Source organism: Streptococcus mitis (assembly GCF_008763935.1).
In the GTDB taxonomy this organism is placed as follows: domain Bacteria; phylum Bacillota; class Bacilli; order Lactobacillales; family Streptococcaceae; genus Streptococcus; species Streptococcus mitis_DB.
The window spans coordinates 492,223-508,024 of record NZ_VTQF01000001.1; the positions used below are offsets into that span (position 1 = coordinate 492,223).

The following is a 15,802-nucleotide window of genomic DNA, read 5'->3' on the forward strand; positions in this document are numbered from 1 at the left end:
GTTGAAAGCGGATTTATGGTATAATAAGCATTGTATTTATTGTATATGAATCTGGAGAAAAAATCAAAGATATTTTTGAAGGATAATATGAGAACAAGGGAGAATATATGACCTTAGAATGGGAAGAATTTCTAGATCCTTACATTCAAGCTGTTGGTGAGTTAAAGATTAAACTACGTGGTATTCGGAAGCAATATCGTAAGCAAAATAAGCATTCTCCGATTGAGTTTGTGACTGGTCGAGTCAAGCCAATTGAGAGTATCAAGGAGAAAATGGCTCGTCGTGGCATTACTTATGCGACCTTGGAACACGATTTACAGGATATTGCTGGTTTGCGTGTGATGGTTCAGTTTGTAGATGACGTCAAAGAAGTAGTGGAAATTTTGCGCAAACGTCAGGACATGCGAATCATACAGGAGCGAGATTACATTACTCATCGAAAGGCTTCAGGCTACCGTTCCTATCATGTGGTAGTAGAATATATGGTTGACACCATCAATGGAGCCAAGACTATTTTAGCAGAAATTCAAATACGTACCTTGGCCATGAATTTCTGGGCAACGATAGAACATTCTCTCAACTACAAGTACCAAGGGGATTTCCCAGAGGAAATTAAAAAGAGACTGGAAATTACTGCTAAAATTGCCCATCAGTTGGATGAAGAAATGGGTAAAATTCGTGATGATATCCAGGAAGCCCAGGCTCTTTTTGATCCTTTGAGTAGAAAATTAAATGACGGTGTAGGAAACAGTGACGATACAGATGAAGAATACAGGTAAACGAATTGACCTGATAGCAAATAGAAAACCGCAGAGTCAAAGGGTTTTGTATGAATTGCGAGATCGTTTGAAGAGAAATCAGTTTATACTCAATGATACCAATCCGGACATTGTCATCTCCATTGGTGGGGATGGTATGCTCTTGTCGGCCTTTCATAAGTACGAAAACCAGCTTGACAAGGTCCGCTTCATTGGTGTTCACACTGGACATTTGGGCTTCTATACGGACTACCGTGATTTTGAGTTGGACAAGCTAGTGACTAATTTGCAGCTAGATACCGGAGCAAGAGTTTCTTACCCTGTTCTGAATGTGAAGGTTTTTCTTGAAAATGGTGAAGTGAAGATTTTTAGAGCACTAAATGAAGCCAGTATCCGCAGGTCTGATCGAACCATGGTGGCGGATGTTGTGATTAACGGTGTCCACTTTGAACGTTTTCGTGGAGATGGGCTAACAGTTTCGACACCGACTGGTAGTACAGCCTATAACAAATCACTTGGCGGAGCTGTTTTACACCCTACCATTGAAGCTCTTCAGTTGACGGAAATTGCCAGCCTTAACAATCGTGTCTATCGAACCCTGGGTTCGTCCATTATTGTTCCAAAGAAGGATAAGATTGAACTTATTCCAACAAGAAACGATTACCATACCATTTCGGTTGACAATAGCGTTTATTCCTTCCGTAATATTGAGCGTATTGAGTATCAAATCGACCATCATAAGATTCACTTTGTCGCATCACCTAGCCATACCAGTTTTTGGAACCGTGTTAAGGATGCTTTCATTGGCGAGGTGGACGAATGAGGTTTGAATTTATCGCAGATGAACATGTTAAGGTTAAGACCTTCTTAAAAAAGCACGAGGTTTCTAAGGGGCTCCTGGCTAAGATTAAATTTCGAGGCGGAGCTATTCTGGTCAATGATCAACCACAAAATGCGACGTATCTATTGGATATTGGAGACCGAGTTATCATCGATATTCCTGCTGAGGAAGGCTTTGAAACTCTAGAAGCTATCGAGCGTCCACTGGATATTCTCTATGAGGATGACCATTTTCTAGTCTTAAATAAACCCTATGGAGTGGCTTCTATTCCTAGTGTCAACCACTCCAATACAATCGCTAATTTTATCAAGGGTTACTACGTCAAGCAACACTATGATAATCAGCAGGTTCACATTGTAACCAGACTTGATAGGGACACTTCTGGCTTGATGCTCTTTGCCAAGCACGGCTATGCCCATGCACGATTAGACAAGCAGTTGCAGAAGAAGTCCATTGAAAAACGCTACTTTGCTTTGGTTAAAGGTGATGGATACTTGGAGTCAGAGGGGGAAATTATTGCCCCGATTGCGCGTGATGAAGACTCCATTATTACCAGACGCGTAGCTAAAGGTGGAAAGTATGCTCATACTTCTTACAAGATTGTAGCATCTTATGGGAATATTCATTTGGTAGACATTTGCCTGCACACTGGTCGAACCCACCAAATACGAGTCCATTTTTCTCATATTGGTTTCCCTTTGTTGGGCGATGACTTGTACGGAGGTAGTCTGGATGACGGTATTCAACGTCAGGCCCTGCATTGCCATTTCCTATCCTTTTATCATCCATTTTTAGAGCAAGACTTGCAGTTAGAAAGTCCCTTGCCGGATGATTTCAGTAACCTTATTACCCAGTTATCAACTAATACTCTATAAAAACTGATTCAGAGTATAATTATTATTTTAAAGGAGAAAACTCATGGAAGTTTTTGAAAGTCTCAAAGCCAACTTGGTTGGTAAAAATGCTCGTATCGTTCTCCCTGAAGGGGAAGAACCTCGTATTCTTCAAGCGACTAAACGCCTGGTAAAAGAAACAGAAGTGATTCCTGTTTTGCTTGGAAATCCTGAAAAAATTAAAATTTATCTTGAAATTGAAGGGATCATGGATGGTTATGAAGTCATTGACCCTCAACATTATCCTCAATTTGAAGAAATGGTTGCTGCCCTGGTGGAGCGTCGCAAGGGCAAAATGTCTGAAGAAGATGCACGCAAGGTTTTGGTTGAAGATGTCAACTATTTTGGTGTTATGTTGGTTTACTTAGGATTGGTTGATGGAATGGTGTCAGGAGCGATTCACTCAACAGCTTCAACAGTTCGTCCAGCCCTTCAAATCATCAAAACTCGCCCAAATGTAACTCGTACTTCAGGTGCCTTCCTCATGGTTCGTGGTACGGAGCGTTACCTCTTTGGAGACTGTGCCATCAATATAAATCCAGATGCAGAAGCCTTGGCTGAAATTGCAATCAACTCAGCTATTACAGCTAAGATGTTTGGAATTGAGCCTAAAATTGCTATGCTAAGCTATTCTACTAAAGGTTCAGGATTTGGAGAAAGCGTTGATAAGGTCGTTGAAGCAACTAAAATTGCTCACGACTTGCGTCCTGACCTTGAAATCGATGGTGAGTTGCAATTCGATGCGGCCTTTGTTCCAGAAACTGCAGCTCTGAAAGCTCCTGGAAGTACGGTAGCTGGTCAAGCAAATGTCTTCATCTTCCCAGGTATCGAGGCAGGAAATATCGGTTACAAGATGGCAGAACGTCTCGGTGGTTTTGCGGCTGTTGGTCCTGTTTTGCAAGGTTTGAACAAGCCAGTTAACGACCTTTCTCGTGGATGTAATGCAGATGATGTTTACAAGTTAACCCTTATCACAGCAGCTCAAGCTGTTCATCAATAAGATTTAGTCCTCTTTCCTTTGGGAAGAGGTTTTTTAATACTAGGAAAAGGACAGTTAGAATCTTCTGTGTTATACTAGAGATATGTTAGATTTGAAAGAATACGGTATCGTCATGTGGCCGGATGAGAAGATTGTTTCTTTTCGTGAGAAACTTCTTGCCTGGTATGATGAAAACAAAAGAGATTTACCCTGGCGTAGAAGTAAAAATCCTTATCATATCTGGGTCTCTGAAATCATGCTCCAGCAGACCAGGGTGGATTCAGTTATCCCTTACTACGAAAGATTCTTGGACTGGTTTCCAACAGTAGAATGTTTGGCGAATGCGCCTGAAGAGCGTTTGTTGAAGGCTTGGGAAGGTTTGGGTTATTATTCTCGAGTTCGTAATATGCAGGCTACAGCCCAGCAGATTATGACTGACTTTGGTGGTCAATTTCCAAACACCTATGAAGGAATTTCCAGCTTGAAAGGAATTGGACCTTACACTGCAGGAGCAATTTCCAGTATTGCTTTTAACTTGCCTGAGCCAGCTGTAGATGGTAATGTTATGCGAGTGCTGGCACGTCTATTTGAAGTTAATCATGATATCGGAGTTCCTAGCAATCGCAAAATTTTTCAGGCAATGATGGAAATCTTGATTGACCCAGAACGTCCTGGCGACTTTAACCAAGCTTTGATGGACTTGGGCTCAGATATTGAGGCTCCTGTAAATCCTAGGCCAGAAGAGAGTCCAGTGAAGGACTTTAGTGGGGCATACCAAAATGGAACCATGGACCGTTATCCAATCAAGGCTCCCAATAAAAAGCCAGTTCCCATTTATCTTAAGGCCTTAGTGGTAAAAAATAGTCAGGGGCAATTTTTACTTGAAAAAAATGAAAGTGAAAAGTTATTGGCAGGCTTTTGGCATTTTCCTTTGATAGAAGTTGATGACTTTTCGCAAGAAGAGCAGTTTGACCTCTTTCATCAGGTTGCAGAAGAAAGTGTCGACTTTGGTCCCAGTCCAGAAGAGAGTTTCCAGCAGGACTATGACCTAGAAGTTGATTGGCTTGATGTTTATTTTGAGAATGTCAAGCATGTTTTTAGTCATCGTAAATGGCATGTAAAGATTGTAGCAGGTCAGGTGAGTGACTTTCATGATTTTTCAGATAGGGAGGTTCGCTGGCTTTCACCAGAAGAGTTTAAAAATTACCCACTTGCCAAACCCCAACAAAAAATCTGGCAGTCTTATGCACAAGCCAACTTAGACAGTAGCAAAGATTAGCTATTGTGTCTTCTTGTTATTTTTTTGGTATAATAGTAGAGAAAAAGGTGAACAAATGAAAAAAATATTAATTGTAGATGATGAGAAACCAATCTCGGATATTATCAAGTTTAATATGACCAAGGAAGGTTACGAGGTTGTAACTGCTTTTAACGGTCGTGAAGCGCTAGAGCAATTTGAAGCAGAGCAACCAGATATTATTATTCTGGATTTGATGCTTCCCGAAATTGATGGCTTAGAAGTTGCTAAGACTATTCGCAAGACTAGTAGTGTGCCTATTATCATGCTTTCAGCTAAGGATAGCGAATTTGATAAGGTTATCGGTTTAGAGCTTGGTGCAGATGACTATGTAACCAAACCCTTCTCAAATCGTGAGTTGCAGGCGCGTGTCAAAGCCCTTCTTCGTCGCACGGACTTGGTTTCTGTAGATAATCAAGAATCAGATGAAAAGAAAACCCAACCCTTGCAAATTGGGGACTTGGAGATTGTACCAGATGCTTATGTAGCTAAAAAATACGGTGAAGAACTAGATTTAACTCATCGTGAATTTGAGCTTTTGTATCACTTGGCTTCTCATATCGGTCAAGTAATTACGCGAGAACACTTACTTGAAACGGTCTGGGGTTACGATTATTTCGGAGATGTTCGAACAGTTGACGTAACTATCAGACGTTTGCGTGAGAAGATTGAAGATACACCAAGTCGTCCAGAGTATATCCTAACACGTCGCGGTGTTGGTTATTATATGAGAAATAATGATTGAATTTATTAGAAAAAATATTCTTACTAGTGATTTTATCTTCATTTTAATTTTATTGGGTTTTATCTTGATTGTTACCTTACTTTTGCTAGAAAATCGGCGAGATAATATTCGGTTGAAGCAAATTAATCAAAAGGTGAAAGACCTGATTGCAGGAGACTATTCTCAGGTATTGGATATGCAGGGAAGCTCTGAAATCACTAATATTACCAATAATCTCAATGATTTATCAGAAGTAATCCGTTTGACTCAAGAAAATCTGGAACAAGAGAGTAAACGATTACATAGTATCCTGTCTTACATGACGGATGGAGTCCTTGCGACCAATCGTCGTGGCAAGATTACTATGATTAATGACATGGCTAAGAAACAGCTAGGTGTTCAGAAAGAAGAGGTTCTCAATAAAAGTATTCTAGAATTGCTTAAGATTGAAGATGAGTATGAACTTCGTGATTTGATTACGCAGATTCCTGAACTCATGATTGATTCTCAGGATGACAATGGTGAATATCTGAGCCTTCGTGTACGCTTTGCCTTGGTCCGTCGAGAATCTGGCTTTATCTCAGGTCTGGTTGCCGTTCTGCATGATACAACGGAGCAAGAGAAGGAAGAGCGCGAACGGAGACTCTTTGTTTCTAACGTTAGTCATGAGTTACGGACTCCACTGACTAGTGTAAAATCCTATCTTGAAGCTTTGGATGAGGGAGCCTTGTCAGAACCTGTTGCACCAGACTTTATTAAGGTATCTCTAGACGAAACCAATCGTATGATGCGAATGGTGACAGATCTTCTCCATCTTTCACGTATTGATAATGCAACCAGTCATCTAGATGTCGAACTGATTAACTTCACAGCCTTTATTACCTTTATTCTTAACCGTTTTGATCAGATAAGAGGGCAGGATGAAGAGAAGAAATACGAACTGGTGAGAGATTACCCAATTACCTCTGTCTGGATTGAAATTGATACAGACAAGATGACACAGGTCATTGATAATATTCTTAACAATGCCATCAAGTATTCACCAGATGGTGGGAAAATCACAGTGACCATGAAGACGACTGATGATCAGATGATTTTATCCATCTCAGACCAAGGTTTGGGTATTCCTAAGCAGGATTTACCACGCATCTTTGACCGTTTTTACCGTGTGGATCGTGCTAGAAGTCGTGCCCAGGGTGGGACAGGTCTGGGACTGTCTATTGCTAAGGAAATTATCAAACAGCATAATGGCTTTATTTGGGCCAAGAGTGAATACGGTAAGGGATCAACTTTCACAATTGTGCTCCCTTATGATAAGGATGCAGTGAAGGAAGAAGTATGGGAGGACGAAATAGAAGACCAGAATGAGTGAAACAGGCTTTAAATACAGTATTTTAGCGTCGGGTTCCAGTGGAAATTCCTTTTATCTGGAAACGCCAAAAAAGAAACTTTTAGTGGATGCAGGCTTATCTGGTAAGAAAATCACCAGCCTACTTGCTGAAATAAATCGCAAACCAGAGGACTTGGATGCCATCTTGATTACGCATGAGCATTCTGACCATATTCATGGAGTGGGTGTTTTGGCTCGCAAGTATGGTATGGATTTGTACGCCAATGAAAAGACCTGGCAGGCTATGGAAAATAGCAAGTATCTTGGCAAGGTGGATGCCTCGCAAAAGCATATTTTTGAAATGGGCAAAACCAAAACATTTGGAGATATTGATATTGAGAGTTTTGGTGTTAGCCATGATGCGGTCGCACCGCAGTTCTATCGCTTTATGAAGGATGACAAGAGTTTTGTCCTTTTGACAGATACAGGTTATGTTAGTGACCGTATGGCAGGAATTGTCGAGAATGCAGATGGCTATCTTATCGAGTCCAACCATGATGTAGAGATTTTGCGAGCAGGTTCTTACGCTTGGCGACTCAAACAACGAATCCTATCGGATCTGGGTCACCTTTCTAACGAGGACGGTGCTGAAGCTATGATTCGGACGCTAGGAAATCGCACTAAGAAAATCTATCTTGGTCACTTGTCTAAGGAAAACAATATCAAGGAACTGGCTCACATGACCATGGTCAATCAGCTGGCGCAAGCTGATTTGGGAGTTGGAATAGACTTTAAAGTATATGATACTTCACCAGATACAGCAACACCATTGACAGATATATAGAGAGAACGCTAAGAAGGTGTTCTTTTTATATTGACTGAACACCTAAAAAGTAATACAATGGTGTTACTATTAAAAAAGGGAGTGCAAAAGATGACTACTATTACATTAAAAGTTTCTGAAGCTGATAAAACATTTATGAAAGCAATGGCTAAGTTTGAAGGAGTTTCCCTGTCGGAACTTATCCGCACCAAAACTCTTGAAGCTCTAGAAGATGAATACGATGCTCGTGTGGCAGATTTAGCCTATCAAGAGTATTTAGAAGACTTGGAAAAAGGAGTTGAACCCATTACTTGGGAAGAAATGATGCATGATTTAGGCTTGGAGGATGAATAATTTGTATAAATTAGTTCCAACAAGACGTTTCATCAAGCAATTGAAAAAATTGGATCGTTATACGCAGAAGCTAATTACAAACTATTTACAAACCAATGTTTTGGAAGACCCGAGACGACACGGAAAGGCTTTGGTTGGTAATCGCGTTGGTCAATGGCGCTATAGAATTGGTAATTATCGAGTTATCGTACAAATTGTAGATGATGAAGTAGTCATTGCTACTTTAGAAGTTGGTCATCGGAGAGATATTTATTGAATTACTTTTTTCCAAGTAAATTTTCATTCTTTAAAATATGATATAATAGGGATTACAATATAAGAGAGGTTGCTTATGACAATAGATATTAGTGAAGAAAGTTTATCTAAAGAATCGGCTGACTTATTAAAAATTCTTTTAAAAGATCGAACGACAAAGAAATCAATTGTTTGGGCTACGCATTCTTATGAATTGTTAGGAAAGGGATTTGCTCCAAGTGATCGCATCACTCCAAGTAGGGTGACGGGAAACTATGCAAACTTGATTCAGCCCAGATCTGAAAAATCCAAGTATGAGCAAAAAGATCGTACAAAAATAAGGGCAGAAGTGTTTACACCAACTTGGTTGGTCGCAAAGCAAAATGGATATGTAGAATCGGAACTAGGCTCTTTAAGTCTTGAGGAGTATGTTGACCTAAGGTGGTTGGAGATAACTTGTGGTGAAGCACCTTATATGGTAACGAGATATGATACCGTAACTGGTGAGGAAATTCCATTATCTGAGCGAGTTGGTTTTGTTGATAGAAAATTGCAGCGTATTAGTCGTGAGGTCTCAGATGAAGTCACCTTTTATGAACTTGTAAAAAAAGCTTATCGAGCTTCTTATGGTTATGAGTATCAAGGAGATTCTCTCATTTTGGCGCGTGAAAATCTTTTAGCGATCTTCGAGGATTACTATCTTGCAAAGACTGGAAATCAACCGACCTTAGAGCAAAAGAAAGAAATTGCGACTATTATCTCTTACAATGTCTTTCAGATGGATGGATTGAAAAAAAGCAGTCCTTATTCAGCTAAACAAAGGCAATCTCAACAATTGAGCTTGTTTTCCGATGAGCTAGAAGTCCAAGAAGTAGAAGAATCTAAAACCCAAATCAAAGACTGGAAAAAGAATAAAATGATAGGTTTTGAGCGCCTATCTAGTGAGGAAAGTGAAATGAAATTTGATGTCGTGATAGGAAATCCGCCATATCAGGAAGAGATTGAAGGGGCAAACACTCAAACAAGACCTATTTATCATTTCTTTATGGATGAATCTTATAAAGTTTCAGATAAAACTGTGTTAGTGACCCCAGCTAGATTCCTAGCAAACACAGGAGGAACTCCAAAAAAATGGAATCATAAAATGTTAAATAGTAGACATTTAAAAGTTAAATTCTATGAATTAAAGAGTAATAAAGTTTTTCCTGGAACAGATATTAAAGGTGGTGTTGTGATTACGTATCATGATAAGAATAAAGAATTTGAACCTATCGAGACTTTTATCTCCGAGCCTTTACTTGATAGTATCTATAGAAAAGTTAAAAAGTTGCAAGAACCATCACTATCAGAAATTATGTTTGGCTCAGATAGTCACAAGTTGACAGACATTATGTTTGAAGATTTTCCGGAACTAATCTCTAGAACTGATTCAAGTCACAGAAAAGCTGTTTCTACAAATATTTTTGAACGATACCCTGAGGTATTTAAAGATAAAGTAGATTCGAAGCCAGAATATGTTCAAATAATTGGACGAGAGAAAAACGGGCGCTCTGTAAAATATCTAAAAAAAGAATATTTACGAGAGCATCCTAACTTGCTCTTTTGGAAAATTATTTTACCAAAGGCAAATGGTAGCGGTGCATTAGGGGAAGTACTATCAACACCCCTAATCGGGGAACCCCTAATCGGGTATTCCCAAACGTTTATATCTATTGGAAAGTTTGACACAAAAATAGAAGCAGAGGCTTGTTTTAAGTATATTAAAACTAAATTTGCTAGAGTTATGTTAGGTATTTTGAAATTGACGCAAGACAATCCTCCAGCAACTTGGGCTAAAGTCCCTCTCCAAGACTTTACGGTCAATTCGGACATTGATTGGACACAATCAGTGGCTGATATTGACCGTCAGCTCTATCAAAAATATGATCTTTCTCGTGAAGAAATTGCTTTTATTGAGACTCATGTAAGGGAGATGGATTGATGGTAGAAATTAAAACTTCTAAAGAGATTCATCCTAAAATCTATGCCTACACCACTCCTACGGTAACTAGTAATGAGGGCTGGATTAAGATTGGTTATACGGAACGGGATGTCACGCAGCGGATTAAAGAACAAACGCATACTGCTCATATAGATACAGATGTCTTATGGACTGGGGATGCAGCCTATACGGAAGAACCTGATAAGGGAAAGACTTTTAAGGACCATGATTTCCACCATTTCCTTTCTTTCCATGATGTGGAACGTCGTCCTAAGACGGAATGGTTCTATTTTAATGGAACTCCTGAAAAATCTAAAAATCTCTTCGATAAGTTTGTTCAGCATGATTTGTCAGGGTATCAGCCCGGCCAAGGACAGGACTATAATCTGCGACAAGAGCAAGAAGAAGCAGTTTCTAAGACCTTAGCTTATTTCAAGAATCATCTAGGAGGTAAGTTCCTTTGGAATGCCAAGCCACGCTTTGGTAAAACCTTGTCTACCTATAATCTAGTTCGTCGAATGAATGCTGTCAATGTCCTGATTGTAACAAACAGACCTGCCATTGCCAACTCATGGTATGATGATTTTGAAAAATTCATAGCAGGTCAAACGAGTTATAAGTTTGTTTCTGAATCAGACAGCCTTAAGAGTCGTCCAACCTTGTCACGTAAAGAATTTGTTAGTATTTTAGATGACGATGTAAGACAACTTGCTTTTATCAGTCTCCAAGACTTGAAAGGATCTGCTTATCTTGGTGGAGAGCACGATAAACTCAAGTGGGTGACTGATTTACATTGGGACTTGTTAGTTATTGATGAGGCTCATGAAGGAGTTGATACTTTCAAAACAGATCAAGCCTTTAATAAAATTCGACGGAATTTCACTCTGCATTTGTCAGGTACACCATTTAAGGCATTGGCCAAAGGAGATTTTACAGAGGATCAAATCTACAACTGGTCTTATGCTGATGAGCAGGCAGCTAAAACTACTTGGTCGCCTGAGCAAGAAGAGGAAAATCCATATGAGAACTTGCCTCAGTTAAATCTCTTTACCTATCAAATGTCTCAGATGATTGGCGAGGAGTTAGAAAAAGGTGCTCAACTAGATGGCGAAAATATTGACTATGCTTTTGACTTGAGTGAATTTTTCGCTACAGATGATAAAGGGAAATTTATCCATGAACAAGATGTCAGAAATTGGTTAGATACTCTATCAAGCAATGAAAAGTATCCATTTTCAACAAAAGAACTTCGAAATGAACTCAAGCATACTTTTTGGCTGTTAGAACGTGTAGCCTCAGCTAAAGCATTAAAAGCATTACTAGAGGAACATCCCATCTATGAAAACTATGAGATTGTTTTAGCTGCTGGTGACGGGAGTATGTCCGAGGAAGATGATAAGGTCAAACTCAAATCCTTAGACTTGGTTAGAAAAGCGATAGCAGAGAATGACAAAACCATTACCCTATCCGTTGGTCAGTTGACGACAGGTGTGACGATTCCTGAATGGACAGGCGTATTGATGTTATCAAACTTGAAATCACCTGCCCTTTATATGCAAGCCGCCTTCCGTGCTCAAAATCCTTACTCATGGAGTGATAGCAAAGGAAATCACTTCCGCAAAGAAAGAGCCTATGTATTTGACTTTGCGCCAGAAAGAACCTTGATTCTCTTTGATGAGTTTGCGAATAACTTATCACTTGCAACTGCAGGAGGTGGGGGGACTTCTGCAACTCGTGAAGAAAATATCAGAGAATTACTAAATTTCTTTCCTGTGATAGCTGAAGATCGTGCTGGTAAGATGGTTGAAATTGATGCCAAGGCAGTTCTAACTATTCCTCGCCAGATAAAAGCTAGAGAAGTTCTTAAACGAGGCTTTATGTCCAATCTCTTATTTGATAATATCAGCGGTATTTTCCAAGCTAGTCAAACCGTTCTAGATATTTTAAATGAGCTTCCAGTTGAAAAGGAAGGGAAGTTACAAACACCTTCTGATTTACTAGATTTTTCAGATGTTAAAGTGGATGATGAGGGCAATGCAGTGGTTGACCATGAAATCGTGATCAATCAACAAACGCGACTTTTTGGTGAAAAAATTTATGGACTTGGACAGTCTGTTGTTGAACTAGTCAAAAAAGATGAGGACAAAACTCAAAAACAACTAGTCAATGACTTGAGTAAGACAGTTTCTTCAGTGATTGTAGAAGATTTGAAAGGTGAATACAACCTAAAAACTCGAGAAACAGATCAAATCAAGAAGCAAATTACAGCAACATTTGAGAATGAAATTCGAAAAAACGATATCGAAAGAAAAATTTCTGAAGCTCATATCAGGGAAGAATTGCAACAACAAATCAAGGAAGCAGTTGATAAGGAGCAAAAGGATAAGATTCAAGAAGATTTTGATAAACGTTTAGAAGAAAACAATCTTATTCACAAGGAAAAACTAGAGCAAACACTTAAAAAAGAAGTGGAAAAAATGCCTGAGAAGTTTATTGAACAGGTTGAGATAAAACGTGTTGAGCATTTGAAACAATCAGCTCAAGATGAGATTCGTGACCATCTTCGTGGATTTGCACGAACCATCCCAAGTTTTATTATGGCTTATGGTGATCAAACTCTAACACTTGATAATTTTGATACCTTTGTTCCTGAGCATGTTTTCTTTGAAGTGACTGGTATTACGATTGATCAATTTCGTTATTTGAGAGATGGTGGACAAGATTTTGCAGGACATCTCTTTGATCGAGCAACATTTGATGAAGCAATCCAAGAATTTCTTCGTAAGAAAGAGGAATTGGCAGATTATTTTAAAGATCAAAAAGAAGATATCTTTGACTATATTCCACCGCAGAAAACTAACCAGATTTTCACTCCTAAACGAGTGGTGAAGAGAATGGTGGATGACCTTGAAAAAGAAAGTCCAGGTATCTTTGATGATCCATCTAAGACATTTATTGATTTGTACATGAAGTCAGGACTCTATATTGCTGAACTTGTTAAGCGACTATATAATAGCGAAGGTTTGAAAGATGCTTTTCCAAATTCTGAGGAACGCTTAAAACATATTTTGGAAAATCAAGTTTATGGATTTGCACCTTCAGAGATTATCTATAATATCTCGACTAATTTTATCTTTGGAAATCTCTCTCAAGATATCAGTAGAAAGAACTTTGTTCTAGAAGATACTATTCCTGCTGCTAAAGAAGGTAGGATTCAGGAGTTGGTTGATTCCTATTTTGAAAATAATTAAAAAGAAGGCGAATGCCTTCTTTTTATATTTTTTACAATCTAGCAAATTCTTTGATTTCTTGTGCTGACATTGAAGAGTCGCAACGGACATTGATTTGTCCATCAGCAATGTGAACGAAGCCTGGTACAGTTGGGATTCCGTAGCGTGAGCGGAATGCTTGCAACTCATTGAGTTGGCTTGCTTCTTCACTGTTGATGAAGTAGATGTGAGCTTTAGTTTCAGCTACGACACCTGCCAAAGTACCTGCAAATTTACGGCAGTAAGGGCAAGTTTTGCGACCGATAAAGAAGGTTGCAGTTTCTTTTTTATCAAGAGCTTCTTGCGCACGCGCAACTGTAGTGACTTCAAGGTCTTTGATATTATCTAAAAATTGTTCCATGAGATTACCTCGCTTTCGTTGATATGTCTAGTATGCCATAAAGTTTCTAAAATTGCTTAGATTTGATACGAAAAAAAGATGAGATTGGTTAGTCTCATCTTTTATAGGTCTTTATTTTACAAAAGCATTGATTTCTGCTTCAATGTTAGCAATCTTAGCTTGTGATTCTTCGTTGCTTTCCCCTACAACTGCAATGTAGAATTTGATTTTTGGTTCTGTACCTGAAGGGCGAACAGCAATCCATGAACCGTCAGCAAGTGTGTATTTCAACACATCACTTGGAGGGGTTGTCAAGTTTGTAACAGTACCGTCAGCAGCAGTAGCTGTTTGAGCTTTGAAGTCTTCTACGACAGTGATAGCTGTTGCGTTCCATTCTTTTGGAGCATTGTTACGGAATTTAGCCATAATCGCTTTGATTTGTTCAGCACCATCGACACCTGAAAGGGTAACAGAGATAGTTTTTTCTGCGTAGTAGCCGTACTCTTTGTAGATTTCTTCGATACCGTCTGCAAGTGTCAAACCACGTGAACGATAGTAGGCAGCAAGTTCAGCAACGACAAGAACGGCTTGGATAGCGTCTTTATCACGTACGAATGGTTTAATCAAGTAACCGAAGCTTTCTTCAAATCCCATCATGTAAGTGTGATTGTGTTTTTCTTCGAATTCTTGGATTTTTTCAGCGATGAATTTGAAACCAGTCAAGACGTTGAACATAGTTGCGCCGTAGCTTTCAGCAATCTTCGTTACCAAGTCAGTTGATACGATAGATTTACAGAGTGCTGCATTTTCAGGCAGAGTTCCAGCATTTTTGTGGGCTTCCAAGATGTATTTAGCCATGATAGCACCGATTTGGTTACCTGAAAGGTTGAGGTAGCTACCATCTTTTTGAAGAACTTCAACACCAACACGGTCAGCATCAGGGTCAGTTGCGACAAGAACATCTGCACCAACTTGACGACCAAGTTCTTCAGCAAGGGCAAAGGCTGCTTGGCTTTCTGGGTTTGGAGATTTTACAGTTGAGAAGTCTGGGTCAGCAGTTGCTTGAGCTTCTACGACTTGAACAGAGTCAAATCCTGCTTGGGCAAGAGCACGACGAGCCAACATTTCCCCAGTACCATGAAGTGGTGTGTAGACAATCTTCATGTCCTTACCGAATTCTTCAATCAAGGCTGGGTTGATGTTCACATCTTTGACTTCTTTGAGGTATTCTACATCGACAGCTTCGCCGATAACTTCAATCAAGCCAGAAGCTTTTTCAGCTTCCACATCAGCAACTTCAACTGCAAATGGATTTTCGATTGCACGGATATAAGTAGTCAAAGCGTCTGCGTCGTGTGGAGGCATTTGTCCACCGTCTTCACCGTAAACCTTGTATCCGTTAAATGGTGCAGGGTTGTGGCTGGCTGTGACCATGATACCTGCGAAACAGTTGAGGTGACGAACTGCAAATGAGAGTTCTGGAGTTGGACGAAGGCTTTCAAATACATAAGATTTGATACCGTGTTTAGCAAGAACTGCCGCAGATTCAAAGGCAAACTCTGGTGAGAAGTGACGGCTATCGTAGGCGATTGCTACACCACGTTCTTTTTCATTTCCACCTTTTGACTCAATCAAACGAGCCAAACCTTCAGTAGCTTGGCGAACAACGTAGATGTTGATGCGGTTTGTACCAGCACCAATCAAGCCACGCATACCTGCAGTACCAAATTCAAGATTTGTATAGAAGGCATCTTCCTTAGTTTTTTCGTCCATATTTTCCAAATCTTGACGAAGATAGTCAGGAAGCTCCGCAAAATCAACCCATTTCTGGTAATTTTCTTGGTAAGACATTGAAATTCTCCTTTTTATAAATTGTTTTAACCGTTCACATTATAGCACTTTTTAGCGTTTTAGTAAAACGGTAGCATAATTTTCATAAAAGTGGTGTCATATGTCGGTTTATCAAGTCTTGAATGCCT

At 39.5% G+C, this 15,802-nt stretch carries 14 protein-coding genes; 12 read left to right on the forward strand and 2 right to left on the reverse strand.

Annotation, left to right across the window (positions count from 1 at the left end; all coding sequences use genetic code 11):
* Positions 1-107: 107 nt before the first annotated feature.
* The 12 genes from F9B91_RS02360 (at position 108) to F9B91_RS02415 (ending at position 13,465) form a co-directional block, all read left to right on the forward strand.
* Entirely contained in the window at positions 108-779 is a 672-nt protein-coding gene (locus F9B91_RS02360) for a GTP pyrophosphokinase (protein WP_023944232.1), read from the forward strand.
* Positions 763-1,581 (forward strand): NAD kinase, encoded by an 819-nt coding sequence (locus tag F9B91_RS02365; RefSeq protein ID WP_000799056.1) that lies wholly within the window; start codon positions 763-765, stop codon positions 1,579-1,581. Before F9B91_RS02360 ends, F9B91_RS02365 begins: the two co-directional genes overlap by 17 nt.
* The gene (locus F9B91_RS02370; protein WP_150922414.1) at positions 1,578-2,474 is read left to right on the forward strand and encodes an RluA family pseudouridine synthase; all 897 of its coding nucleotides are present in this window, start codon (positions 1,578-1,580) and stop codon (positions 2,472-2,474) included. Before F9B91_RS02365 ends, F9B91_RS02370 begins: the two co-directional genes overlap by 4 nt.
* 43 nt (positions 2,475-2,517) lie before the next feature.
* Positions 2,518-3,492: a phosphate acetyltransferase gene (pta, locus tag F9B91_RS02375; RefSeq protein WP_000451580.1), complete on the forward strand. Its 975-nt coding sequence runs from the start codon at positions 2,518-2,520 to the stop codon at positions 3,490-3,492.
* Positions 3,493-3,574: 82 nt separating this feature from the next.
* Positions 3,575-4,750 (forward strand): A/G-specific adenine glycosylase, encoded by a 1,176-nt coding sequence (gene mutY, locus F9B91_RS02380; RefSeq protein ID WP_150922415.1) that lies wholly within the window; start codon positions 3,575-3,577, stop codon positions 4,748-4,750.
* A 55-nt stretch (positions 4,751-4,805) separates the two neighbouring features.
* On the forward strand, positions 4,806-5,513 hold the full coding sequence (gene yycF / locus F9B91_RS02385) for a response regulator YycF (protein ID WP_000722072.1): 708 nt from the start codon (positions 4,806-4,808) through the stop codon (positions 5,511-5,513).
* Positions 5,506-6,864 carry a cell wall metabolism sensor histidine kinase VicK gene (gene vicK, locus F9B91_RS02390; protein ID WP_004254222.1) on the forward strand — a complete coding sequence of 453 codons (1,359 nt, stop codon included), beginning with the start codon at positions 5,506-5,508 and terminating at the stop codon, positions 6,862-6,864. The genes yycF and vicK overlap by 8 nt, the downstream gene beginning before the upstream one ends.
* Entirely contained in the window at positions 6,857-7,666 is an 810-nt protein-coding gene (locus F9B91_RS02395; RefSeq protein ID WP_004254224.1) for an MBL fold metallo-hydrolase, read from the forward strand. Before vicK ends, F9B91_RS02395 begins: the two co-directional genes overlap by 8 nt.
* Before the next feature lie 90 nt (positions 7,667-7,756).
* On the forward strand, positions 7,757-7,999 hold the full coding sequence (relB, locus tag F9B91_RS02400) for a type II toxin-antitoxin system RelB family antitoxin (protein ID WP_000208079.1): 243 nt from the start codon (positions 7,757-7,759) through the stop codon (positions 7,997-7,999).
* Between the two features lies 1 nt (position 8,000).
* Complete coding sequence (locus F9B91_RS02405; RefSeq protein ID WP_191962389.1) at positions 8,001-8,255, forward strand: type II toxin-antitoxin system RelE family toxin; 255 nt, start codon at positions 8,001-8,003, stop codon at positions 8,253-8,255.
* A gap of 75 nt (positions 8,256-8,330) precedes the next feature.
* Positions 8,331-10,214, forward strand: coding sequence for an Eco57I restriction-modification methylase domain-containing protein (locus F9B91_RS02410; RefSeq protein ID WP_150922417.1), 1,884 nt, complete (start codon positions 8,331-8,333; stop codon positions 10,212-10,214).
* Positions 10,211-13,465, forward strand: coding sequence for a DEAD/DEAH box helicase family protein (locus F9B91_RS02415; protein WP_150922418.1), 3,255 nt, complete (start codon positions 10,211-10,213; stop codon positions 13,463-13,465). The genes F9B91_RS02410 and F9B91_RS02415 overlap by 4 nt, the downstream gene beginning before the upstream one ends.
* Positions 13,466-13,496: 31 nt before the next feature.
* On the opposite strand, the gene F9B91_RS02420 is transcribed toward F9B91_RS02415, so the two are convergent.
* The gene (locus tag F9B91_RS02420; RefSeq protein WP_150922419.1) at positions 13,497-13,844 is read right to left on the reverse strand and encodes a PedC/BrcD family bacteriocin maturation disulfide isomerase; all 348 of its coding nucleotides are present in this window, start codon (positions 13,842-13,844) and stop codon (positions 13,497-13,499) included.
* A gap of 111 nt (positions 13,845-13,955) precedes the next feature.
* On the reverse strand, positions 13,956-15,674 hold the full coding sequence (locus F9B91_RS02425; protein ID WP_061760014.1) for a phospho-sugar mutase: 1,719 nt from the start codon (positions 15,672-15,674) through the stop codon (positions 13,956-13,958).
* Positions 15,675-15,802: the final 128 nt, after the last annotated feature.